Origin of the sequence: Bacillus cereus group sp. BfR-BA-01522, from assembly GCF_022662635.1 — a bacterium.
GTDB lineage: Bacteria > Bacillota > Bacilli > Bacillales > Bacillaceae_G > Bacillus_A > Bacillus_A cytotoxicus.
In genome coordinates this window covers 101,032-124,421 of sequence record NZ_JAKUDY010000005.1, presented here as the reverse complement: position 1 = coordinate 124,421, position 23,390 = coordinate 101,032, and the positions used below count along the sequence as shown (strand labels likewise).

The window sequence follows — 23,390 nt, the reverse complement described above, 5'->3', positions numbered from 1 at the left end:
AGTAGTCTTACCAGAGAATTGAAAAGACCGATAGCAAACGGAGGCGAGGTATATGAATTTTCGTTTCACAGAAGAACAACAAATGATGAGGAAGATGGTTCGGGATTTTGCTCAAAAGGAAGTTGCACCCTTTGTTCCAGAAATGGAACAAGGGGTGTTTCCTAAAGAGATTTTAAAGAAAATGGGGGAACTAGGATTGATGGGAATTCCAGCACCGGCAAAGTATGGTGGTGCTGGAATGGACTTTATTTCTTATATTTTAGCGATTGAAGAACTATCAAAGGTAAGTGCAGCCATTGGGGTAATTTTAGCGGTACATACGTCCGTTGGAACAAATCCTATTTTATATTTTGGGACAGAAGAGCAAAAGAAAAAGTATGTTTCAAAGCTTGCAACAGGTGAATATTTAGGGGCATTTGCTTTAACGGAGCCAGGTGCTGGATCTGATGCGGGCAGTTTGAAATCAAGAGCTATCAAAGATGGGAATCAGTATGTAATAAATGGCTCCAAAATATTTATTACAAATGGGGGCGAGGCAGATACATATATCGTATTTGCTTCTACCAATCCAGAGGCAGGAAAGAGCGGAATATCTGCATTTATTGTAGAGAAGGGGACGCCAGGCTTAATTATTGGAAAAGATGAACATAAGATGGGGCTTCATGGCTCTCGTACGGTGCAGCTTACTTTTGAAGATATGAAGGTTCCAGCTGAGAATTTACTTGGCGAAGAAGGACAAGGCTTCAAAGTTGCGATGGCGAATTTAGACGTTGGTCGCATTGGAATTGGAGCACAGGCGCTTGGCATCGCCGAAGCGGCACTCGCTTGTGCAGTAGACTATGCAAAAGAACGCAAGCAATTTGGGAAGCCGATCGCCGCGCAGCAAGGAGTTGGCTTTAAGCTGGCAGATATGGCAACGAGTGTAGAAGCCGCACGACTGCTTGTATATAGGGCGGCTTCGCTTAGAGCACAGGGACTTCCGTGCGGGAAGGAGGCTTCAGTTGCGAAGCTATTTGCTTCTAAAACTGCAGTGGAGGTTGCAATTGAAGCAGTTCAAGTATTGGGCGGTTACGGTTATACAAAAGAGTATCCCGTAGAAAGATTTTTCCGCGATGCGAAAATTTGTGAAATTTATGAGGGAACGAGTGAAATACAAAGACTTGTAATTAGTAGAGCACTGTAATAGAAGAGCATGGGGAGGAAAGGGTTATGCATTTCAATCTATCTGCAGAACATGAAATGATCCGAAAAATGGTGCGCGACTTTGCGAGGAATGAAGTTGCTCCCACAGCGGCAAAGCGAGACGAAGAAGAAAGTTTTGATCGCGCTTTATTTGATCAAATGGCAGCCCTTGGATTAACAGGAATTCCGTGGCCTGAAGAATATGGCGGAATTGGAAGTGATTACTTAGCATATGTAATCGCAGTAGAGGAATTATCGCGTGCTTGCGCTTCGACAGGTGTAACGTTATCTGCACATACTTCTTTGGCAGGATGGCCTATTTTTACATTTGGCACAGAAGCGCAAAAACAACAGTTTTTACGCCCGATGGCAGAAGGCAAGAAAATCGGTGCATATGGTTTAACGGAGCCAGGTTCAGGATCAGATGCAGGCGGGATGAAAACGACAGCAAGGCGCGAGGGAAATCACTATATTTTAAATGGTTCTAAGATTTTTATTACAAACGGTGGTATTGCGGACATTTACGTTGTTTTTGCGCTGACTGACCTAGAAGCGAAGCAGCGCGGCACAAGCGCTTTTATTGTAGAAAGTGATGCGCCGGGATTCTTGATTGGTAAGAAGGAAAGTAAGCTTGGCATTCGTTCTTCGCCAACGACAGAAATTATATTTGAAGATTGCCGCATTCCTGTTGAAAACTTACTTGGCGAAGAAGGGCAAGGATTTAAAATTGCCATGCAGACGCTAGACGGCGGTCGCAATGGCATTGCCGCGCAGGCAGTAGGGATTGCCCAAGCTGCTTTAGATGTTTCTGTGGCATATGCGAGGGAGCGACATCAGTTTGGAAAACCAATCGCTGCGCAGCAAGGTATTAGTTTTAAATTGGCGGATATGGCAACGAATGTAGAAGCAGCGAGGTTACTCACTTATCAAGCGGCTTGGCTTGAATCTGAAGGGCTTCCTTACGGAAAAGAATCCGCGATGTCAAAGTTATTTGCTGGAGATATAGCGATGAAAGTAGCAACGGAAGCAGTTCAAATATTTGGTGGTTACGGATATACAAAGGATTATCCAGTAGAGCGCTTTATGCGCGATGCAAAGATTACACAAATTTATGAAGGAACGCAAGAGATTCAAAGGCTTGTCATTTCTCGTATGTTAACAAAATAAGAGGAAAAAGCGTAGGGAGTCTCCTGTGCTTTTTCTGCAAATGAAAGAGGGGTGAAGGGGATGGTTAAGCATAACGTGCAGGCATCAGTAAAAGATGAGAAATTAGTTGCACTAAGACGTGAACAAATGATTAAAGGAGCTGTACAGCTCTTTAAGCAAAAAGGGTTTCCGCGTACGACGACGAGAGAGATTGCGAAAGCGGCGGGATTTAGCATTGGTACATTGTATGAATATATTCGTACAAAAGATGATGTTTTATATTTAGTTTGTGATAGTATTTACGAACATGTAAAAGAACGGTTGGAAGAAGTCGTTTGCACAGAGAAGGGTAGCGTCGAAAGTTTAAGAAAAGCGATAACAAATTATTTTAAAGTGATGGATGAATTACAAGAAGAAGTATTGATTATGTATCAAGAAGTTCGCTTTTTACCAAAGGAATCTTTGCCATATGTATTAGAAAAAGAGTTTCAAATGGTGGGGATGTTTGAAAAGATTTTAGAGCATTGTACAGAAAATGGAACATTCACATTAACAAAAAAGGAAATTCAATTGCTTGCTCATAATATTTTTATTCAAGGGCAAATGTGGGGATTTAGACGTTGGGCGCTGCAAAAAATGTATACACTAGAAGAGTATACAGAAATGCAAATTAGATATGTATTGCACGGAGCGCATATGCTTCCGAAATAGACAAATCGGTCATATGAAAAAATCTTGGATGAAAATGGATTCTAGTTGTGATTATTTTGTTCAGCACTTGTGAAAGTTTCACGTTTTTTTTGTAGCATATTTGCTGGAGTTTTGTTTATAATGAATAGTATGGATTTTTTTAAATAGGCCGTTATATATAGGATTATATTTTTAGAAAGGAAGTGCCGCATAAGTGGATTTTAAGCAATATTCTCCAGAAGAGCTACAAGAATTTTCCATGATTGAAGTTGTACATAGTGTGTTAGAGGACAAAAAACAAGCAACGTCATTCCAGGATTTAGTTCAAGAAGTTGCTCAAGTACTTGGATTATCTCAAGAGCAAGTGAATGCGCGAATTGCACAATTTTATACAGATTTAAATATCGATGGACGTTTCATCAATTTAGGAGAAAATCGTTGGGGCCTTCGCACTTGGTATCCATATGAACAAATTGATGAAGAAATCTTACCTCAACCTAAAGCTAAGAAGAAACGTAAAGTTGAAGAAGATGACGACTTTGATGATTACATTGAAGACGAGGATGACTTCAACGATTTAGATGAAGAAGATGAGGAAGACATCGATGATTTAGACGAGGTTCTTGATGAAGACGATGATCTTGATGATTTAGATGAAGACGATGATTTTGGTGATGACGAACTTGAGTATGATGAAACTGAAGAGGAAGATGAAGAGCTGTAGTCCTTGACTTTTCATTATCGTCCATGTAGAATCATTTTTGGGCTCTTTAAAAAAGGACGATCATACTTTTTAAGTGTAAATATAAAAGAAAATTGCTCCCTACTTATTGCGTTTTGTAATGAGGGGAGCAATTTTCTTTTTTGTTTTTTGTTTAGAAAATAAAAAGAGTCTAACAATAAGATAGATACATTGTTATCTACATACGTTGCGCTTTGCAACGGTGATTATATAACAAGAAAGCAGAAGGGAGTACTTTCATGACTAAGTATATTTTTGTAACAGGCGGTGTAGTATCGTCTTTAGGTAAAGGGATTACAGCAGCATCTCTTGGAAGACTTTTAAAAAATCGTGGTTTAAATGTAACCATCCAAAAATTTGACCCATACATTAACGTAGACCCAGGGACAATGAGTCCATATCAACATGGTGAGGTATTCGTAACAGATGATGGTGCGGAAACAGACTTAGACCTTGGTCACTACGAGCGTTTTATCGATATTAATTTAAATAAATACAGCAACGTAACAACTGGTAAAATTTATTCTTCGGTTCTTCAAAAAGAGCGTCGTGGTGAATATTTAGGAGGAACAGTACAAGTTATTCCTCATATTACAAACGAAATTAAAGAGCGTGTATTCCGTGCTGGTCGCGAAACAAATGCGGATGTTGTTATTACAGAAATTGGTGGAACTGTTGGTGATATCGAGTCTCTACCATTCCTAGAAGCAATTCGCCAAATTAAGAGCGACATTGGTCGCGATAACGTAATGTATATTCACTGTACATTAATTCCGTACTTAAAAGCAGCGGGTGAAATGAAAACAAAGCCAACGCAACATAGCGTTAAAGAACTTCGTAGCTTAGGTATTCAGCCAAATATTATCGTTGTTCGTACAGAAATGCCTGTTTCTCAAGATATGAAAGATAAACTTGCATTATTCTGTGATATTGATCCAAAAGCAGTTATTGAAGCTGCAGATGCAGACACATTATATGCAGTTCCATTATCTCTTCAAGAGCAAAATATGGACCAAATCGTTTGCGATCATTTAAAACTAGACAACGCTCCAGCAGATATGACAGAGTGGAAAGCATTAGTTGATAAAGTACGTAACCTGTCTAAGAAAACAAGAATTGCTCTTGTTGGTAAATATGTAGAGCTTCAAGATGCATACATTTCTGTTGTAGAAGCACTTCGCCATGCAGGATACACATTTGATACAGATGTAGAAGTAAAATGGGTAAATGCTGAGCATGTAACAGCAGAAAATGTAAAAGAATTAGTTGGCGACACAGATGGAATCCTTGTACCTGGTGGCTTTGGTGACCGCGGTGTAGAAGGAAAAATCGTTGCAATCCAATATGCACGTGAAAATAAAGTTCCATTCTTAGGAATTTGCTTAGGTATGCAACTTGCATCAATCGAATTTGCACGTAACGTATTAGGATTAGAAGGAGCGAATTCTTCTGAAATCAATCCTGACACGCCTTACGCAATTATCGACTTATTACCAGAACAAAAAGATGTAGAAGACTTAGGTGGTACACTTCGTCTTGGTTTATATCCATGTAAGCTGACTCCAGAAACAAATGCTTACAGAGCTTATAACGAGCCAGTTGTATATGAACGTCACCGTCATCGTTATGAATTCAATAATCAATTCCGTCAAGAGATGGAAAACGCTGGATTTATCTTCTCTGGTACAAGTCCAGATGGCCGTCTAGTAGAAATCGTTGAATTACAAGATCATCCATGGTTTGTGGCTGCACAGTTCCACCCAGAACTTGTATCTCGTCCAAATCGTCCACAACCATTGTTCCGTGATTTCGTACAAGCTTCTATTACAAATAAAGAAAGCAAGTAAGAAAAAAGGGCTCGTTCCAAATGTATACTTTTGGACGAGCTCTTTTTCGATTCTTCGTATTGGTTTGTCAGTTAGCCGACATGTATCATGTATATTCTTCAATCATCTCATCAATTGTAAATTTTAAACCATGATATGCAAATAAGGATAAGATTAAACTTGGGAACCCATAACGGTTACCTTCATCATTTGGAATTAAGCCTTTTAATAACCTTGTATCAATATGTACATCTGTAAAGTGTTCTAGGGATTCAGCGCCTTCTTGAATCGCTGAAATGCCAACGATAGAGTGGCCCTCTTCTTGCAATTTCTTGGCGATGGAAACAACTTCTTCATCTGTTGAGAAACGACTGATGAGGAGTACACGATCTGCGGAAGTGACTTCTGCTTGCTTTCCATGTTCTATGAGGTGCTTCGCTCTTGGAAGTGGCTCTGCACCATATAAAGCTTCGGCTACAACACCTTCCATTTCGTTTTTACCATGCAAATAAATGATACCATCGCCGACTAATGCTTGTGCAAGTAAGCGCGCACTATCTTCTATATTCATCTCTTCTTTTTGAGAAATTCTTGTAAAGTAACCGCTAAGTTGGGTGGAAAAAATCTTTAACATTGTAAGGCTCCTTTCAAATATGTTGAGGCGGCTTTCATTATATCTTATTTTTAAAAGAAAGGAGAAGTGATAAGGGTAGCATATCAAAATGGGAAGCGGTAAAATAAGAAAGAACAGGAAGGAATTTGATAAAAAATAAAGAAAGTAAATCGAATAAGATATTAAGAAGCTTCAAATCTTGTACTTACATAGAAAGGTTGGGGATTATGGAAGGGAAAATTTTAATCGTTGATGATCAATATGGCATTCGCGTGTTATTGCACGAAGTGTTTCAAAAAGAAGGTTATCAAACGTTCCAAGCTGCAAATGGATTTCAAGCTTTAGATATTGTAAAAAAAGATAATCCGGATTTAGTAATATTAGATATGAAAATCCCAGGGATGGATGGTATAGAGATTTTAAAGCATGTTAAAGAAATCAATGCAGATATTAAAGTGATTTTAATGACGGCTTATGGAGAGCTAGATATGATTCAAGAAGCGAAAGATCTAGGTGCTTTAATGCATTTTGCAAAACCATTTGATATCGATGAAATTCGTCAAGCTGTGAGAAATGAAATCGCTGTAGAATCATAAAAAATGAATTTTTTATAAAAAAAATGGAAAAAAGCGTTTACATGGGTTGGTGAGCAGGTGAATACAGTTGAGTTTTTGAGTACAAGTTGTTATCCTATTGAGTGTAGAAAAAAGTCCGGTATGTTGATATACATAATCTTCCTTATTCTGGTCATACTACCAGCGATAAGAACTTATCGGATACAAAAAACGTTTTTTAGGAGGATTCACCATGCCTTTAGTTTCCATGAAAGAAATGCTAAACAAAGCACTAGAAGGAAAATACGCAGTTGGTCAATTCAATATTAACAACTTAGAATGGACTCAAGCTATTTTAGCAGCTGCAGAAGAAGAAAAATCTCCTGTAATCCTAGGTGTATCTGAAGGTGCAGCTCGTCATATGACTGGTTTCAAAACAGTTGTAGCTATGGTTAAAGCTTTAATCGAAGAAATGAACATCACTGTTCCTGTAGCGATCCATCTTGATCATGGTTCAAGCTTTGAAAAATGTAAAGAAGCAATTGATGCAGGTTTCACATCTGTAATGATTGACGCTTCTCACCACCCATTTGAAGAAAACGTTGAAACTACTAAAAAAGTAGTAGAATACGCACATGCTCGTAACGTATCTGTAGAAGCTGAACTTGGAACAGTTGGTGGGCAAGAAGACGACGTAATCGCTGATGGCATTATCTATGCTGATCCTGAAGAATGTAAACACCTTGTTGAAGCAACAGGTATCGATTGCCTAGCTCCAGCTTTAGGTTCTGTACACGGTCCTTACAAAGGTGAGCCTAACTTAGGATTTAAAGAAATGGAACAAGTTCGTGACCTAACTGGTGTACCTTTAGTACTTCACGGTGGTACTGGTATCCCAACTGCTGATATCAAAAAAGCTATTTCTTTAGGTACTTCAAAAATCAATGTAAACACTGAAAACCAAATCGCGTTTACAAAAGCTGTTCGTGAAGTATTAAACAAAGACCAAGAAGTTTACGATCCTCGTAAATTTATCGGACCTGGCCGCGAAGCTATCAAAGCAACTGTTATTGGTAAAATTCGTGAATTCGGTTCTAACGGTAAAGCGTAAGAATAAAATTCCGTTTTGGAAACCGTCTACTCTTTTAGACGGTTTCCTTTCGTTGTATAATGAAAGCGTGAACAAGTCTTAAGATTAATTAAATTTCTAAATTTCTTTGTACGCCCTATATAGAAATTGAACAAAACGCAGTCCTATTAAGAAATGTAATAACGTATGTAAGATGATGAACGAATCAATCTTGACAGGCAGTGAGTCTTCATCTATTCACGAAAGATATAACAATTTTTAGGTGAGGTCTTACTGCTTGTTAAGTTCAGACTAAAATAAAATGTTTTACATAGTTTGTTGACCAAGTGGGGGATTCTTAAGGAAAGTAAATACATTCACAGGAAGGGAGCTCAACATGGAAAAGTTGCTGATTGAAGGTGGAAGACCTTTAAATGGATCAATTCGCGTGAGCGGTGCAAAGAACAGTGCTGTCGCTCTAATTCCAGCGACAATTTTGGCTGATACTCCAGTAACCATTGGTGGTGTGCCTAATATCTCAGATGTAAAAATGTTAGGGGACTTATTAGAGGAAATTGGAGGAACTGTAACGTATGGGCAAGAGGAAGAGATGATTGTTGATCCTTCCCAAATGGTTGCCATGCCTTTGCCAAATGGAAAAGTAAAAAAATTGCGTGCTTCATACTATTTGATGGGCGCTATGCTTGGCCGTTTCAAAAAAGCTGTAATTGGGCTTCCTGGTGGATGTCACTTAGGGCCAAGACCAATTGATCAGCACATTAAAGGGTTTGAAGCGTTAGGTGCACACGTAACAAATGAACAAGGTGCTATCTATTTAAGAGCGGATGAGCTGTGTGGGGCGCGAATTTATTTAGATGTAGTAAGCGTCGGAGCAACCATTAATATTATGCTAGCAGCTGTAAGGGCAAAAGGTAGAACGATAATTGAAAATGCAGCAAAAGAACCGGAAATTATTGATGTAGCTACTTTATTGACAAGTATGGGCGCTCGAATTAAAGGCGCTGGTTCAGATGTCATTCGTATCGATGGCGTAGAGTCTCTGCATGGATGTCACCATACGATTATTCCTGATCGCATTGAAGCTGGGACATATATGATTTTAGGTGCTGCTTCTGGTGGCGAAGTAACGGTTGATAATGTGATTCCGCAGCATTTAGAATCTGTTACGGCAAAGCTGAGGGAAGCTGGTGTACAAGTTGAAACGCATGATGATCAAATTAAAGTAAATGGAAATCGCAAATTAAAAACAGTGGATATAAAGACATTAGTATATCCAGGGTTTCCAACAGATTTGCAACAACCTTTTACAACGCTTTTAACGAAAGCATATGGTACAGGTGTTGTAACAGATACAATTTACGGAGCACGCTTTAAACATATTGATGAGCTGCGCCGAATGAATGCGAAAATTAAGGTAGAAGGTCGTTCTGCGATTGTAACAGGACCTGTATCACTGCAAGGTGCAAAAGTGAAAGCAAGTGACTTACGGGCAGGAGCAGCACTTATTATTGCTGGTTTAATGGCAGATGGAATTACAGAAGTAACAGGACTTGAACATATAGACCGGGGTTATGAAAATATAGTAGACAAGCTTAAGGGGCTTGGTGCGAACATTTGGCGAGAACAAATGACGCAGCAAGAAATTGAAGAAATGAAGAATGCATAACATGTATTGTCATTATATGACGAAAAAGGTAATATGTAGTACTTTTGTTAATGAAGAACGAAGGGTTACGAGTAACAGAAACGGTACTTGATAGAAAAAGAGAATTTACAAAATACGGCATGACTATTAAGACTCAAAGGAGAGGGATTATTGTGGAAAGAAGTTTATCTATGGAGTTAGTGCGTGTAACAGAGGCTGCAGCATTATCATCAGCACGTTGGATGGGACGTGGGAAGAAAGATGAGGCAGATGGAGCAGCAACATCTGCAATGCGTGATGTATTCGATACAATTCCAATGAAAGGTACAGTTGTAATTGGTGAAGGGGAAATGGATGAAGCACCAATGCTGTACATTGGAGAAAAATTAGGAACCGGATATGGTCCTCGTGTTGATGTTGCAGTTGACCCATTAGAAGGGACAAACATTGTAGCAGCTGGAGGATGGAATGCTCTTGCTGTTATTGCGATAGCCGATCACGGTAACCTGTTACATGCCCCTGACATGTACATGGATAAAATTGCAGTTGGACCTGAAGCGGTTGGTGCAGTTGATATTAATGCTCCTATTATTGATAATTTACATGCCGTAGCAAAGGCAAAAAATAAAGATATTGAAGATGTGGTAGCAACAGTGCTTAACAGACCACGTCATCAAGAGATTATTGAAGAAATTCGTAAAGCAGGTGCTCGTATTAAATTGATTAATGATGGTGATGTTGCTGGAGCGATTAATACTGCATTTGATCGTACAGGTGTAGATATTTTATTCGGTTCTGGCGGTGCGCCTGAGGGAGTACTTGCGGCAGTTGCATTAAAATGTCTAGGTGGCGAGATTCAAGGGAAATTACTTCCGCAAAATGAAACTGAATTAGCTCGCTGTAAAAAAATGGGCATTGGAGATATAAACCGTGTTCTTCGCATGGAAGATTTGGTTAAAGGTGATGATGCAATCTTTGCAGCAACAGGTGTAACAGATGGAGAATTATTGCGCGGGGTTCAATTCAAAGGTAGCGTCGGCACAACACAATCCCTCGTTATGCGTGCGAAATCTGGAACCGTTCGCTTCGTTGACGGGCGCCACAGTCTAAACAAAAAACCAAACCTAGTTATCAAATAAAAAAGCGTAAGCAGCTCGTTCAGAATGGAAGGGGGATGGAGCTTCAGACGGAGAGGCGCACTTTGCCTCGTAGGAAGAAGCGAAATGACTGGAGATTCTAGCTGCTGAAGCTAGATTAAATAAAAAGCATAAGTAGCTTGTTTAGAATGGAAGAAGTAACGCGATACTCTTCTAAAATGAGTTAGATAGAGGAACTGGAAGTTACATTTCACAAGCGGAGACAAAATTTTTTGTCTTCGCTTGTTGTATTTGTGTGACAACGTATTGATTAAAACTAGGCAAAAGGGTTACAATAGTGAATATTATCTTACTTGAACTTATTTGCCTTTCATTTTTATGTATTTACCTTCCGTATTTTCCCTTTACCCATATAAAAAGAGAATAATATTAAAGTGTGGTGTCTGAATGAATTTGTCAATTGCAGCATTAGAAAACATGAAATTAAAAGAATTATACGAGCATGCGAAAGAATATAAAATTTCGTATTACAGTAAATTAACAAAGAAAGAGTTAATTTTTGCTATATTAAAAGCTCGTGCAGAAAAAGAAGGCTTCTTTTTCATGGAAGGTGTACTAGAGATTATTCAATCCGAGGGATTTGGATTTTTACGCCCAATTAACTACTCTCCAAGCTCAGAAGATATTTATATTTCAGCTTCGCAAATTCGCCGTTTTGATTTGCGCAACGGGGATAAAGTTTCTGGTAAAGTACGACCACCGAAAGAAAATGAACGCTACTTTGGATTACTACAGGTTGAAGCAGTAAATGGTGATGATCCAGAATCTGCAAAAGAACGTGTACATTTTCCTGCATTAACACCTTTATATCCAAATCGACAGATGAAATTGGAGACGGAACCAAAGAAATTATCTACGCGCATTATGGATTTAATTGCACCAGTTGGGTTTGGACAACGTGGTTTAATTGTTGCGCCTCCAAAAGCTGGTAAAACAATCTTATTAAAGGAAATTGCTCACAGTATCACAACGAATCATCCAGAGGCAGAATTAATTGTGCTTTTAATTGATGAGCGTCCGGAGGAAGTAACGGATATTGAACGATCTGTCAAAGGTGATGTTGTAAGTTCTACATTCGATGAGGTACCTGAGAATCATATTAAAGTTGCCGAACTTGTACTAGAACGTGCAATGCGTCTTGTAGAGCATAAAAAAGACGTTGTTATTTTAATGGACAGTATTACTCGTTTAGCGCGTGCTTATAATCTTGTTATTCCGCCAAGTGGACGTACATTATCAGGTGGTATTGATCCAGCTGCATTCCATAGACCGAAACGATTTTTCGGGGCGGCCCGTAATATCGAAGAGGGCGGTAGTTTAACAATTTTAGCAACAGCGCTTGTGGATACAGGTTCTCGTATGGATGATGTAATTTATGAGGAGTTTAAAGGAACAGGAAATATGGAACTTCATTTAGATCGTTCGTTAGCTGAGCGTCGTATTTTCCCAGCGATTGATATTCGCCGCTCTGGTACACGTAAAGAAGATTTATTAATTCCAAAGGAACATTTAGACAAGCTATGGGGTATTCGTAAAACAATGCGTGATACACCAGACTTTGTTGAAAGTTTCTTACGTAAACTTCGCCAAACGAAAACAAATGAGGAATTTTTACAAAATATTGTTGCAGACTCCAAAAGATATGTAACAACGAAGTAAAGGGATAAAAAGGTTGGGACTCGCTTATATTATAGTAAGCGAGTTTTTTTATGTATTGTGGGTATGTAACAGTTTCTCAGTCGAGAGTTCCAAACGCCCTTCTGTTCTAAGCGAGCCGCCTTCGCTTTTAGGTGGTATCCAGCTCCGGTGGCAAGAACAGTCGGTCGTTTCACCCCTTCCGACGAGGCAAAGAGCGCCTCTTTGTCAGGGGGTTCCAACGCCCTTCTGTTCTAAGCGAGCCGCCTTCGCTTTTAGGTGGTATCCAGCTCCGGCGGCAAGAATGGTCGGAGGCTTCGCTTCTTCCTGGCGAGGCAGAAATCGCCTCATTGTCAGAAGCTCCATCCCCCTCCCATTCTGAACGAGCCGCCTGCGCTTTTATTTTTTATAATGCTAAAAACAGGTAGTTGCAAAATGGTGTGAGCCTTGTTATAATTTCATCATATGTGCTTCATCAATATAGTTGTGAATGCAGCTAGAGATGAAAAACTCTGTTTCGAAAATGATTCAGGGCGGAAGGAGATGAAAAGAATGAAAGCAGGAATCCATCCAGATTACAAGAAAGTTGTATTTATGGATACAAACACAGGCTTCAAATTCTTAAGCGGATCTACTAAAGGTTCTAGCGAAACAATCGAATGGGAAGATGGAAACACTTATCCATTAATTAAAGTTGAGATCAGTTCTGATTCTCACCCATTCTACACTGGACGTCAGAAGTTTGCTACTGCAGACGGACGTGTTGACCGCTTCAATAAGAAATACGGTCTTAAGTAATAAAAAACATAAAACAGGCAAGTGTATCTATTCGCTTGTCTGTTTTTTTTGCGAAAATATAACCTTTACCCTACTTTACATAGGAAAAGTAGCTGAAAGGAGAGCTCCATGTACTTAATAAATCAAAATGGTTGGATTGAAGTGATTTGCGGGAGTATGTTTTCTGGAAAATCAGAAGAGCTCATCCGCCGTGTACGTCGTACGCAATTTGCGAAGCAGAATGCGATTGTTTTTAAACCTTGTATTGATAATCGTTATAGTGAAGAAGATGTTGTTTCACATAATGGCATGAAGGTGAAAGCAGTTCCTGTATCAGCTTCGAAAGATATATTTAAATATGTGACAGAAGATATGAATGTGATTGCAATCGACGAGGTGCAATTTTTTGATGAGGACATTGTGGAAGTGGTGCAAATTTTGGCAAATCGAGGCTATCGCGTGATTGTGGCCGGTTTAGACCAAGATTTCCGTGGTCTACCATTTGGACAAGTTCCTCAGCTAATGGCGATTGCTGAATATGTAACAAAATTACAAGCGGTTTGTTCCGTATGTGGTTCTCCAGCTAGTCGTACACAACGCTTAATTAATGATGAACCAGCTGCGTTTGATGACCCAATTATTTTAGTGGGTGCTTCAGAATCGTATGAACCGCGTTGCCGTCATTGTCATGCGGTGCCTACAAAGCAAAGATAAATGAAACTCGCTACATAAGGCGGGTTTTTTTCGGAAATTGGTAGCAAGAACAGTCGGTCGTTTAGGGGATATCTAGCTCTCCGGCGGCAAGAATGGTCGGAGGCTTCGCTTCTTCCCGGCGAGGCAAAGAACGCCTCATTGTCAGAAGCTCCATCCTCCTCCCATTCTGAGCGAGCTGCCTTCGCTTTTAAATATAATTTGCGTTTTTTTTATTTTGTGCCATATACTATTGATATTAGATACTAGGATGTTGAGGTGAATGATGTGTTAGATCGTTTGCAAGCTGTAGAGGATCGTTATGAGAAGTTAAATGAGTTATTAAGTGACCCAGCGGTTATTAATGATTCTAATAAGCTTCGTGAGTATTCAAAGGAACAATCTGATATTCAAGAAACGGTAGAGGTGTATCGTGAGTATAAAGATGTTCGTGAGCAATTGCAAGATGCGAAAGCGATGTTAGAAGATAAATTAGATGCTGAGATGCGTGAAATGGTAAAGGAAGAAGTTTCAGATTTAGAGGTACAGGAGAAGGAATTATCAGATCGTTTGAAAATTTTACTTGTACCAAAAGATCCGAATGATGATAAGAACGTTATTGTTGAAATTCGCGGTGCAGCTGGTGGTGATGAGGCAGCTTTATTTGCTGGCGATTTATATCGTATGTATAGTCGTTATGCTGAGATGCAAGGATGGAAAACAGACATTATCGAAGCAAGTTACACAGAATTAGGTGGATATAAAGAGATTATCTTTATGATTAACGGTAAAGGCGCATATGCGAAGTTGAAATTCGAAAACGGTGCGCATCGTGTACAACGTGTTCCAGAAACGGAATCTGGTGGACGCATTCACACATCTACAGCAACAGTAGCTGTATTACCAGAAGCGGAAGAAGTAGAAATCGATATTCATGAAAAGGATATTCGTGTGGATACATTTGCTTCTAGTGGTCCTGGTGGACAAAGTGTTAATACAACAATGTCAGCGGTACGCTTAACTCACTTACCAACTGGTGTAGTTGTATCTTGTCAGGATGAAAAGTCACAAATTAAGAACAAAGAAAAGGCAATGAAAGTATTACGTGCGCGTATTTATGATAAATTTAGGCAAGAAGCGCAAGCTGAGTATGATCAAAACCGTAAACAAGCTGTTGGTACGGGGGATCGTTCTGAGCGTATTCGTACGTATAACTTCCCGCAAAACCGTGTTACAGACCATCGAATCGGCTTAACGATTCAAAAGCTAGATCAAATTTTACAAGGTAAGTTAGATGATTTCATCAACGCGCTAGTAATGGAAGATCAGGCGAAGAAGATGGAGGCCGCTGAGTAATGCGTGTCTATGAAGCCCTGAAATGGGCTTCTTCTTTTTTACAAGAGAACGGGCGAGATGAAAATGCGGGAGAAATCGTCCTTTGTCATGTATTAAACACAAATCGAACGGGTTTAATGATGAATATGCGTGAAGAGATATCTAACGAACAAGAAAAGCGTTTTAAAGAGTTGATTCATAAACATATTGATGGAATGCCTGTTCAATATTTAATGGGATATGAGATGTTTTATGGTCGATCCTTTTTTGTAAATGAGGAAGTGCTAATACCGCGCCCAGAAACAGAAGAACTTATAGTTGGTGTACTGGAGAGAATTCAGCGTAATTTTGGTAATCAAGAGCTTCATGTAGCTGACATTGGAACAGGAAGTGGAGCTATTTCCATTACACTTGCATTAGAGAATCAAAATCTTCATGTATATACGGTAGATATTGCTCAAGAGTCCATTGAAGTTGCCAAACAAAATGCAACATCATTGGGAGCAAATGTGACATTTTATCACGGAGATTTATTATCACCATTTTATGAAACAGGGAAAAAATTAGACGTTGTTGTTTCTAATCCTCCGTATATACCGGAGGAAGATTGGAAAGGATTATCTTCTGTTGTGAAAGAACATGAGCCGAAGCGAGCGCTTGTTGGTGGAGCAGATGGTCTTGATTTTTATCGCCGTTTTATGGAAGAGTTGCCTCGTGTATTACAGAAAAAAGCGCTTGTTGCTTTTGAAGTTGGTGTAGGGCAAGGAGAAGATGTAAAAGGGCTATTAGAAGATACTTTCCCACATGCTCATGTAGAAGTGGTTTTCGATATTAATGGAAAAGATCGCATGGTCTTTGCGGAAATGGAGTAAGGCATAAGCCTTGCTCTATTTTTGTATAAAAAATTTACATAGATTTTGAATTTAATAGTTTAGACAGATGAAAGTCTGTCCACACTGTTTCTAGAAGGGACGGTGGAGGAAATGAAAAAACAAGTGATTGCTTATTTTCTTTTACTATTAATTGGTGCACAGTTACTTGTGCAGTTTGGATATATGAAAGCTGATGCGAAAGGACCAGCGGTGATTCCGAAAGAAGCAGTTCGTCTTCGGATTTTAGCAAATAGTGATTCAGATAAAGATCAAGCATTAAAGCGAAAAGTACGCGATGAAGTAAAAGCGCAAATTGATGGTTGGGTAGCAGATTTAAAAACCTTTGAGGAAGCGCGTCAAGTCATTCAAAGTCATATCCCAGAAATCGAAAAAACAGTTGCTTATACGTTACAAGAAGAAGGGAGTAAGGAATCATTTCAAGTTACATTTGGAAAGAATATAAAATTTCCTACAAAGGTTTATGGTAACTTTATTTATCCAGCAGGAGAATATGAAGCGGTATTAATTACGATTGGAAAGGGAGAGGGAGCAAACTGGTGGTGTGTATTATTCCCGCCAATGTGCTTTATGGATTTTTCGAGCGGTACAGCTGTCGAGAAAGAAGAGAAAGTTGTAAAGGCTGAATCGCTGAATCAAGCAGAGGAAGTAACACCGCAGCTTGAAAAAGAAGAAGAGCCTACCAAAGAGGTAAACAAAGATAAAGTGCAGCGAAAAGGGAATAATCAGCAAGAGCGAGTAAAAGAAGGAGTAAAACAGGTAGTGACGAAAAAAGCACAAGATAATCTGAAAGAAACAAAGGATCAAGAAAAAAGCGATACATTAGAAACGGTGGAAACTGTGGAAACTGTGGAAAAAACAAAAGAGTCTGCGGATAAAAAACAAGATCAAAAGGTGGAAGTAGTAGAGTCTGAAGAAGAACCTGAAGTGAAATTATTTATTGTTGAGGCTGTTTCATCTTTATTTTCTAAATAAGTACTATTCCTAAATCCCTCTTCATATATAAAAATGAGGAGGGATTTATTATGAAAAAGATTTTTTTTGCAACGAAGAATGATATTGAAAGATTGCATTCTTTTTTCGGACAAGCTAATAAAAAAGATGATAAAATAAATGGGCTGTACGAACAATTTATGATTTTAGAAGATAAAGGAATGATACAAGCTGTTATTGGATATGAACGGGAAGGACAAAATGCACTCGTTCGTTCATGTTTATTCACACCAGTTGTGGATAAGAAAACTTTCTTATATTTTTTTGAAATGTTTTTGCGGTATATGAAAGAAAAAAAGATAGAACAACTATATTTACTCACAAATCATCTACAATCTATAACAATCTTTCAGTTTTTTCATTTTAGACCTGTGGAAAAAGAAGAGGTTCCTATAGAGATTCAACAGCTAGAACATTTTTGTGAAAACATAAAACAGCAGAATGTAATAATACTAAATTGTCAGCTATTAACAAAGTTATCCACGGATTAATTTAATTTATCCACATTTTGTGGATAAATACGGTTTGTTTTTTGGATAACTGTCATAGTAAACTAAAAATACATATGTATTTCATGGGAGAAAAGGACGTGGAAAAAAATGCATACAAATATGTGGGTTGTGGATAATTCTGTGGAAATAAAAAAAGATTATCCACAATTACAAGAAGCAGCAAAATTATTACGAGAAAATGAGGCAGTTGCGTTTCCGACAGAAACAGTATACGGACTTGGAGCAAACGCAATGAATGATGAAGCCATTGTAAAAATATTTGAAGCAAAGGGCAGACCAAGTGATAATCCTCTTATTGTTCATATTGGCTCGAAGTCACAATTAACTGATATTGTTAGGGAGGTTCCACCTGTTGCCGAAGTGTTAATGAAGCACTTTTGGCCAGGGCCACTGACAATTATTTTACCGAAAAAGGACGGTATTTCAGAGAAGGTTACAGCAGGGCTAGATACAGTTGGTGTTAGGATGCCTGACCATGAAGTAGCACTGGCGCTTATTGAAGCAGCAAACGTTCCAGTTGCAGCACCAAGTGCTAATCGTTCTGGACGCCCAAGTCCGACTTTAGCTTCTCACGTATATGAAGATTTGAATGGAAAAATTGCGGGGATTGTTGATGGTGGAGCAACTGGTGTTGGAGTTGAATCGACAGTCATTGACTGCACAAGTAAGGTGCCAACCATTTTACGTCCAGGCGGGATTACGAAAGAGCAGTTAGAAGAAGTAATTGGTCCGGTTTCTTTTGATCCAGCGCTGAAAGATGAAAAGGAAAAACCGAAAGCGCCAGGGATGAAATATACGCATTATGCCCCGAAGGCACCACTTAGTATTGTGGAAGGGTCGCGTGACTTTATTCAACAACTTGTGGAGAAAAAGAAACGAGAGGGATATACGGTTGGTGTATTAACAACAGAAGAATATCAGCACGTATATCAGGCGGATGTTGTATTATCTTGTGGATTAAGAAGGGATTTAGCAAGTGTTGCAACAAAATTATATGATGTGCTCAGAACGTTTGATACAAGCAAGGTAGATTGCATTTTTAGTGAATCGTTTCCAAATGAAGGAATTGGAAATGCAATTATGAATCGTTTAATAAAAGCGGCAGGGCACCATATTATTGTTGAAGAATAGGCGAGTGTATCACTCGCCTTTTTCATATGTGTACAAGCATAAAAGTATAGTCAGTACTTACATGTTAAGGTATGAATTGATAGATGAGAAACTTTCATAGATTCTATTTTTCCTCGGATGAGCATATGGTGAAGTAGCAAGTCCGAGGAGGGACGAGAACGATGATTGAACAATTCATACCTTTAATCATTATGGCTTTTGCCTTAGGAATGGATGCATTTTCTGTAAGCCTCGGCATGGGGATGGTCACGCTTAAAGTCCGACAAATTTTTTATATTGGGGTAACAATCGGTATATTTCATATTCTGATGCCCTTTTTAGGGATGGTTCTTGGACGACTGTTATCAGAAAAATTTGGTCAAATTGCTACACTCGCTGGGGCTATTTTGTTAATTGGGTTAGGTTTTTATATTGTGTACTCTTCACTTTTAGAAAATGAAGATACAAGGGCGGCTCCTGCCGGGATTAGTTTGCTTATATTCGCATTTAGTGTAAGTATTGATAGCTTTTCAGTCGGGTTAAGCCTCGGGATTTATGGGGCACAGATGATTTGGACGATATTGCTTTTTGGCTTCATCAGCATGATTTTAGCGTGGGCTGGCTTATTATTAGGAAGACATGCAAAGCATATGCTTGGTACATATGGAGAAGTTTTTGGGGGGATCATTCTAGTTGGATTTGGATTGTATCTTCTTTTTCCGCTATAATCTTGTTATTATGTAAGAAAATGAGAAAGAGCAAGAGTCTTGAAAATAGGATATGAAATATTTTTCTAAGAGGATTGCGGAAAAGAATGATGATGTTTAAAAGTTTCTATTATTCGATATGATAAATACCTTTCTGTAAGAAATCCCATTTCTATTTATACTCTTCATGATAAGATACTTTCCATATATAGAAAGGATGATACAAATGACAAGAGTAAAACAAATTTTTGGAATCATGATTAGTTTTTTTGTCTTTTGGTTTAGCATGCTCGGAGTACAAATGTTTGCTGAATTTCTAGATATCGATTCTTTCAAATTTATTGTAGGTAAAACAGAAACAGCTCGTGCGTTTTATTCACCGTATCCATTTTTAATTGTATTTTTGCTTACATTGCTATCTTTATATTTCTTTGTTATAAAGCTTGGGAAACCAAAGAAGGCAAACAATATTCTTCCTGAGGAAAATAAAGAGCAAATTTGAGTTGTTTTTAAAACCCCCGCGAGATATGCGGGGGTTTTTCTTTTAAATAGGGCGCACTAATTCAAATTGTTCGCCTAGTTTCGCATAGTTATGACCAGCAAGTCGGCTGACTGGTTTTAGTCCTTCAGCATGGATACGCCCGTTTTCATATAAGTGTTCAGCAACATGAAAACGAACAACACGCCCAATGAGTAGATCGCATGCTGGGGATTCCTCTGTTCCGCCAAGAGGAATCGCGCGTTCTAATACACATTCCATTCGAATATTTGCTTCTTTTACACCTGGTACAGAAATAACATCACTATCAATAGGAGTCAATTTTGCACGTTCAATTTCACTTTGATGAGGAGGAAGATTTGCAGCGGTTTCATTAATAGCTTCCACATAAGATTCATCGGAAATATGTACAACAAATTCTCCTTTTTCAATTGCATTTCGTGATGTATCTTTGCGATGACCTTCTTTTCTTTGTACAGAAACAGAGATGAGCGGAGGATTGGCAGCAACAATATTAAAATAGCTGTAAGGAGCCCCGTTTAAAACGCCATCTTGTGTCAAAGAAGTGACGAATGCGACAGGGCGCGGGATAATACTTCCCGTTAACAATTTATAATTCTCTCGTTCTGTTTGTTCGTTTGGGTTAATGGAAATCATATTCGTAATCTCCCTTCTTTTTAGAAATGCTTCCTTGTTTGTTTACAAGATACGACTAGAAAACTCCTTCTTTTTTTCAATTTTTGTGCAGAGAGATGAGCAAACATATATCGGGAGATGCGGAGGTGGCGAAATTTGTCTACTGGTCGATATCTTGTGTCGAACCGCCGATAAATCCGGAGTTACGCGGATATATTATTGTACAAAGAAAAGCCTATTTCCAGTTTGGAAATAGGCTCCTTTAAATATCTTGAATCTGAGATGGTTGATTAAAATAAAGTATAAGCACCAGGGCCGATTAAAGCAATACCTACTGCAACAGCAATTAAGATTAAGTTATATTCGAATCCATTTTCTGTTACCCAGAAACCGTTTTTTCCATGAACTGTAATAATTGCAACTAACATTGTACCGACAATAAGTAGTGCACCAACCCAAGTGAAGACACCTGCTGCGAATAAGAAACCACCTAATAGTTCAGTTGCACCAGCCATAAAGGCCATAAATACACCAGGACGTAAGCCGATAGATTCCATCCAGCCGCCTGTTCCTTTTAGGCCGTAGCCACCAAACCAGCCGAATAATTTTTGAGCAGCATGTCCCATAAATGAAATTCCGATAATAAGACGAATAATAAGTAGACCCATGTTCATCATTTATAAAACCTCCTAAAAGTTATTAACTTATGTTATGTAAGTAATGGTAAATTAGTTACTTACTTTAGTCAAGTGATATTCTAAAAAATATGAAGAAAATTTTACAAATCATAAATAAAAAACAAATATGTTGTGAAGACCTCTAGACAAGTTCGCGAAAAAAAGAGACAATATAGAAATAAGAAGTTCGTTGTTATTCCGATCATTTGAATTGACTGGATTTTTTCAAAGCGATACAATGAATTTCTATTCGTGATCATGCACTTTATTTCGAAAACGTTTTTACGGTATAGTATTTAAAGTAAGAAGTCTTACGAGTATTTCAATATTTACTAGGGATTGCCCTATATATTTGCAAGCAACTTTTAAGGAGGACTATCCTATGTTTAAAAAATTATTCGGTTTTGGTTCAAAAACAAATGAAGAAACAATCGTAGCTCCGTTAACTGGAGAAGTGAAAAATATTGAAGAAGTACCAGATCCAGTATTCGCTGGTCGCATGATGGGGGATGGTATTGCAATCGTTCCAACTGAAGGTGTTGTTGTATCTCCTGTCGATGGTGAAATCGTTCAATTATTCCATACGAAACATGCTGTTGGTATTAAGGCGAAGAATGGTACAGAAATTTTAATTCATGTTGGCTTAGAAACTGTAAAAATGGAAGGTGAAGGTTTCGAAGCTCACGTATCTGAAGGGCAAGCTGTAAAGAAAGGCGATAAATTAATTTCTTTCGATTTAGAAATCATTCGTGAAAAAGCAAAAAGTACAATTACACCAGTTGTTATTACAAATACAGACGCGGCTGAATCTATTAAAACAACTGTAGGCGTATCAGCTACAAAAGGTGAAACAGAAGTAATGAAAGTGATAATGAAATAATCATTTTTCATAAGGAATCCATTTTGTTTTGTATGAAATGGATTCCTTATTTTTATCTTTTTAGTCGAGAAGACACCCACCTCAAGAAATGTGGAGAGTATAGCCCAATGAGGAGGTGGAAGGCATGTTAGTCAATAAAGTGTATAAGTTTCGCCTCTATCCAAATAAAGAACAAGAGATACTGATTGCTAAAACAATCGGATGTTCTCGTTTTGTATTCAATCACTTTGTAGCGCAATGAAATGACGCATACAAAGAGACAGGTAAAGGATTGACTTATAACACTTGTTCTTCTCAATTAACACAACTAAAGAAAGAACTTGGTTAAAAGAAGTGGATAGTATTTCGCTTCAATTCTCATTAAAAAACCTTGCTGATTCATATTCACGATTCTTTAAAAAACAGAACAAAGCACTACGTTTCAAATCGAAAAAGTATAAAATTCAATCTTATACAACAAAACATACGAATGGAAATATTGCCATTGTAGGTAACAAAATCAAGTTACCTAAACTTGGATTCGTGAAATGTACAAAAAGTCGTGTTGTGGGTACCAAAACGAAGACGTTAAGAATCTCAACCTGCGTGAATGGGATAGCCTAATCAAAACTTTCGATTACGAAGGTGTTCTTAGGAATCTCCCACTTCAAGTAAGTTCATAAGAATTACTAAGTGGTGAGTAGTTCAAATTTCTAGGATGTTCTGAATAATTGTGGTATTATATTTAAGGCACTTGAAACTAGGGTTTCACATATATGTGGATAAGGCGCATTTCTCTTAGAAAAATAAATGGGAAATGCGCCTTCTGTTATATTCACAATTCTTTTGTTCTGGTGTCATGTACGTTATGATAAGCATAGGACATTTGGCAGAAGGAGTGGTTTTGGATGAAGCGAGTATTGTTTGTTTGTACTGGAAATACATGTCGCAGTCCAATGGCAGAGGCATTGCTTCGTCATTATGGCGGAGGGAATTTTGAAGTGCAATCTGCTGGTGTTTTTGCAAGCCCTGGAAGTGATGCATCTATGCATGCTAAGGAGGCATTAGCTAAGAAAGGAATTTCAATCAATCATGCTTCTAAGCAAGTGACAGAAATATTAATTGATTGGGCTGATATCATTTTGACTATGACAGAAAACCATAAACAGCTTTTGTTAGGCTATTATCCGAAAGCAAAAGAAAAACTGCATACATTATATGAATTTACAGAAGGTATAAATAAAGATATTTCAGATCCATTTGGTGGATCGCTCTCTATTTATGAGACAACTCTAGTAGAGATGGAAAAACTTGTACAAAGTTTGTTGGAAAAACATTCAGAGTCCTAATGTTTCGTGTATAATACGATATTGGAGAGCAACTTGTTTATAGTAGACAAGTTTGAAATAAGTTAGCCATTTATGA

Annotated in this window: 24 protein-coding genes and 1 pseudogene; 22 read left to right on the top strand and 3 right to left on the bottom strand. The window is 38.3% G+C overall.

The genetic code is table 11. The annotated features are described in order from the left end of the window. Positions 1–52 precede the first annotated feature (52 nt). The 5 genes from MR059_RS09500 (at position 53) to pyrG (ending at position 5,607) form a co-directional block, all read left to right on the top strand. Positions 53–1,183, top strand: coding sequence for an acyl-CoA dehydrogenase (locus MR059_RS09500; protein WP_012096309.1), 1,131 nt, complete (start codon positions 53–55; stop codon positions 1,181–1,183). A 26-nt stretch (positions 1,184–1,209) separates the two neighbouring features. Then, on the top strand, positions 1,210–2,349 hold the full coding sequence (locus MR059_RS09495) for an acyl-CoA dehydrogenase (protein WP_012096308.1): 1,140 nt from the start codon (positions 1,210–1,212) through the stop codon (positions 2,347–2,349). 60 nt (positions 2,350–2,409) lie between these two features. Continuing rightward, positions 2,410–3,039 carry a TetR/AcrR family transcriptional regulator gene (locus MR059_RS09490; protein WP_012096307.1) on the top strand — a complete coding sequence of 210 codons (630 nt, stop codon included), beginning with the start codon at positions 2,410–2,412 and terminating at the stop codon, positions 3,037–3,039. A gap of 193 nt (positions 3,040–3,232) precedes the next feature. Beyond that, complete coding sequence (gene rpoE / locus MR059_RS09485) at positions 3,233–3,742, top strand: DNA-directed RNA polymerase subunit delta (protein ID WP_012096306.1); 510 nt, start codon at positions 3,233–3,235, stop codon at positions 3,740–3,742. Between the two features lie 257 nt (positions 3,743–3,999). Next, entirely contained in the window at positions 4,000–5,607 is a 1,608-nt protein-coding gene (pyrG, locus tag MR059_RS09480) for a CTP synthase (RefSeq protein ID WP_012096305.1), read from the top strand. 85 nt (positions 5,608–5,692) lie between these two features. Here the strand turns inward: pyrG and MR059_RS09475 are convergent, their stop codons facing one another. Further along, entirely contained in the window at positions 5,693–6,220 is a 528-nt protein-coding gene (locus MR059_RS09475) for a DUF2529 domain-containing protein (RefSeq protein ID WP_012096304.1), read from the bottom strand. A gap of 206 nt (positions 6,221–6,426) precedes the next feature. Here MR059_RS09475 and spo0F point away from each other — a divergent pair, with 206 nt between their 5' ends. The 14 genes from spo0F (at position 6,427) to MR059_RS09405 (ending at position 19,796) form a co-directional block, all read left to right on the top strand. Further along, positions 6,427–6,795, top strand: coding sequence for a sporulation initiation phosphotransferase Spo0F (gene spo0F / locus MR059_RS09470; RefSeq protein WP_012096303.1), 369 nt, complete (start codon positions 6,427–6,429; stop codon positions 6,793–6,795). A 211-nt stretch (positions 6,796–7,006) separates the two neighbouring features. After that, positions 7,007–7,864, top strand: coding sequence for a class II fructose-bisphosphate aldolase (locus MR059_RS09465; protein WP_012096302.1), 858 nt, complete (start codon positions 7,007–7,009; stop codon positions 7,862–7,864). Between the two features lie 355 nt (positions 7,865–8,219). After that, the gene (gene murA, locus MR059_RS09460; protein WP_242161737.1) at positions 8,220–9,509 is read left to right on the top strand and encodes a UDP-N-acetylglucosamine 1-carboxyvinyltransferase; all 1,290 of its coding nucleotides are present in this window, start codon (positions 8,220–8,222) and stop codon (positions 9,507–9,509) included. 152 nt (positions 9,510–9,661) lie between these two features. Then, the gene (glpX, locus tag MR059_RS09455; RefSeq protein WP_012096300.1) at positions 9,662–10,627 is read left to right on the top strand and encodes a class II fructose-bisphosphatase; all 966 of its coding nucleotides are present in this window, start codon (positions 9,662–9,664) and stop codon (positions 10,625–10,627) included. A 405-nt stretch (positions 10,628–11,032) separates the two neighbouring features. Beyond that, on the top strand, positions 11,033–12,304 hold the full coding sequence (gene rho / locus MR059_RS09450; RefSeq protein ID WP_012096299.1) for a transcription termination factor Rho: 1,272 nt from the start codon (positions 11,033–11,035) through the stop codon (positions 12,302–12,304). 528 nt (positions 12,305–12,832) lie between these two features. Further along, the gene (locus MR059_RS09445) at positions 12,833–13,078 is read left to right on the top strand and encodes a type B 50S ribosomal protein L31 (protein ID WP_012096298.1); all 246 of its coding nucleotides are present in this window, start codon (positions 12,833–12,835) and stop codon (positions 13,076–13,078) included. A gap of 108 nt (positions 13,079–13,186) precedes the next feature. Then, positions 13,187–13,771 (top strand): thymidine kinase, encoded by a 585-nt coding sequence (locus MR059_RS09440; protein WP_012096297.1) that lies wholly within the window; start codon positions 13,187–13,189, stop codon positions 13,769–13,771. A 264-nt stretch (positions 13,772–14,035) separates the two neighbouring features. Continuing rightward, positions 14,036–15,103: a peptide chain release factor 1 gene (prfA, locus tag MR059_RS09435; protein ID WP_012096296.1), complete on the top strand. Its 1,068-nt coding sequence runs from the start codon at positions 14,036–14,038 to the stop codon at positions 15,101–15,103. Beyond that, the gene (gene prmC / locus MR059_RS09430; protein ID WP_012096294.1) at positions 15,103–15,954 is read left to right on the top strand and encodes a peptide chain release factor N(5)-glutamine methyltransferase; all 852 of its coding nucleotides are present in this window, start codon (positions 15,103–15,105) and stop codon (positions 15,952–15,954) included. Before prfA ends, prmC begins: the two co-directional genes overlap by 1 nt. 102 nt (positions 15,955–16,056) lie before the next feature. Beyond that, entirely contained in the window at positions 16,057–16,947 is an 891-nt protein-coding gene (gene spoIIR, locus MR059_RS09425; RefSeq protein ID WP_041810140.1) for a stage II sporulation protein R, read from the top strand. 50 nt (positions 16,948–16,997) lie between these two features. Beyond that, positions 16,998–17,456 (top strand): GNAT family N-acetyltransferase, encoded by a 459-nt coding sequence (locus MR059_RS09420; RefSeq protein WP_012096292.1) that lies wholly within the window; start codon positions 16,998–17,000, stop codon positions 17,454–17,456. Positions 17,457–17,564: 108 nt separating this feature from the next. Then, positions 17,565–18,608 (top strand): L-threonylcarbamoyladenylate synthase, encoded by a 1,044-nt coding sequence (locus MR059_RS09415; RefSeq protein ID WP_012096291.1) that lies wholly within the window; start codon positions 17,565–17,567, stop codon positions 18,606–18,608. Positions 18,609–18,769: 161 nt separating this feature from the next. After that, positions 18,770–19,315 (top strand): manganese efflux pump MntP, encoded by a 546-nt coding sequence (locus MR059_RS09410; RefSeq protein ID WP_012096290.1) that lies wholly within the window; start codon positions 18,770–18,772, stop codon positions 19,313–19,315. Positions 19,316–19,520: 205 nt separating this feature from the next. Further along, complete coding sequence (locus MR059_RS09405; protein ID WP_012096289.1) at positions 19,521–19,796, top strand: DUF3935 domain-containing protein; 276 nt, start codon at positions 19,521–19,523, stop codon at positions 19,794–19,796. Between the two features lie 42 nt (positions 19,797–19,838). On the opposite strand, the gene MR059_RS09400 is transcribed toward MR059_RS09405, so the two are convergent. Both MR059_RS09400 and MR059_RS09395 read right to left on the bottom strand, forming a co-directional pair. Next, complete coding sequence (locus MR059_RS09400; RefSeq protein WP_012096288.1) at positions 19,839–20,450, bottom strand: flavin reductase family protein; 612 nt, start codon at positions 20,448–20,450, stop codon at positions 19,839–19,841. A 269-nt stretch (positions 20,451–20,719) separates the two neighbouring features. Then, on the bottom strand, positions 20,720–21,106 hold the full coding sequence (locus tag MR059_RS09395; protein WP_012096287.1) for a DoxX family protein: 387 nt from the start codon (positions 21,104–21,106) through the stop codon (positions 20,720–20,722). A gap of 382 nt (positions 21,107–21,488) precedes the next feature. Between MR059_RS09395 and MR059_RS09390 the strand changes: the two genes are divergently transcribed. From MR059_RS09390 to MR059_RS09380, 3 genes and pseudogenes are all read left to right on the top strand, one after another. After that, positions 21,489–21,986, top strand: a complete 498-nt coding sequence (locus MR059_RS09390; protein ID WP_012096286.1) for a PTS sugar transporter subunit IIA — start codon at positions 21,489–21,491, stop codon at positions 21,984–21,986. A gap of 124 nt (positions 21,987–22,110) precedes the next feature. Then, positions 22,111–22,535, top strand: a pseudogene (locus MR059_RS09385) (helix-turn-helix domain-containing protein); the annotation flags it as partial. Between the two features lie 338 nt (positions 22,536–22,873). Then, a complete protein-coding gene (locus MR059_RS09380; RefSeq protein ID WP_012096285.1) occupies positions 22,874–23,314 on the top strand; it encodes a low molecular weight protein arginine phosphatase in 441 nt (146 codons plus the stop codon). Positions 23,315–23,390 lie beyond the last annotated feature (76 nt).

Coding starts and splice junctions, on each gene's coding strand:
- MR059_RS09415 (WP_012096291.1), top strand. CDS start 17,565: ATGCATACAAATATGTGGGTTGTGGATAATTCTGTGGAAATAAAAAAA.
- murA (WP_242161737.1), top strand. CDS start 8,220: ATGGAAAAGTTGCTGATTGAAGGTGGAAGACCTTTAAATGGATCAATT.
- MR059_RS09410 (WP_012096290.1), top strand. CDS start 18,770: ATGATTGAACAATTCATACCTTTAATCATTATGGCTTTTGCCTTAGGA.
- rho (WP_012096299.1), top strand. CDS start 11,033: ATGAATTTGTCAATTGCAGCATTAGAAAACATGAAATTAAAAGAATTA.
- MR059_RS09420 (WP_012096292.1), top strand. CDS start 16,998: ATGAAAAAGATTTTTTTTGCAACGAAGAATGATATTGAAAGATTGCAT.
- MR059_RS09500 (WP_012096309.1), top strand. CDS start 53: ATGAATTTTCGTTTCACAGAAGAACAACAAATGATGAGGAAGATGGTT.
- MR059_RS09490 (WP_012096307.1), top strand. CDS start 2,410: ATGGTTAAGCATAACGTGCAGGCATCAGTAAAAGATGAGAAATTAGTT.
- MR059_RS09395 (WP_012096287.1), bottom strand. CDS start 21,106: ATGATGAACATGGGTCTACTTATTATTCGTCTTATTATCGGAATTTCA.
- MR059_RS09475 (WP_012096304.1), bottom strand. CDS start 6,220: ATGTTAAAGATTTTTTCCACCCAACTTAGCGGTTACTTTACAAGAATT.
- MR059_RS09440 (WP_012096297.1), top strand. CDS start 13,187: ATGTACTTAATAAATCAAAATGGTTGGATTGAAGTGATTTGCGGGAGT.
- MR059_RS09390 (WP_012096286.1), top strand. CDS start 21,489: ATGTTTAAAAAATTATTCGGTTTTGGTTCAAAAACAAATGAAGAAACA.
- prmC (WP_012096294.1), top strand. CDS start 15,103: ATGCGTGTCTATGAAGCCCTGAAATGGGCTTCTTCTTTTTTACAAGAG.
- MR059_RS09405 (WP_012096289.1), top strand. CDS start 19,521: ATGACAAGAGTAAAACAAATTTTTGGAATCATGATTAGTTTTTTTGTC.
- MR059_RS09495 (WP_012096308.1), top strand. CDS start 1,210: ATGCATTTCAATCTATCTGCAGAACATGAAATGATCCGAAAAATGGTG.
- pyrG (WP_012096305.1), top strand. CDS start 4,000: ATGACTAAGTATATTTTTGTAACAGGCGGTGTAGTATCGTCTTTAGGT.
- MR059_RS09400 (WP_012096288.1), bottom strand. CDS start 20,450: ATGATTTCCATTAACCCAAACGAACAAACAGAACGAGAGAATTATAAA.
- MR059_RS09380 (WP_012096285.1), top strand. CDS start 22,874: ATGAAGCGAGTATTGTTTGTTTGTACTGGAAATACATGTCGCAGTCCA.
- spo0F (WP_012096303.1), top strand. CDS start 6,427: ATGGAAGGGAAAATTTTAATCGTTGATGATCAATATGGCATTCGCGTG.
- MR059_RS09465 (WP_012096302.1), top strand. CDS start 7,007: ATGCCTTTAGTTTCCATGAAAGAAATGCTAAACAAAGCACTAGAAGGA.
- MR059_RS09445 (WP_012096298.1), top strand. CDS start 12,833: ATGAAAGCAGGAATCCATCCAGATTACAAGAAAGTTGTATTTATGGAT.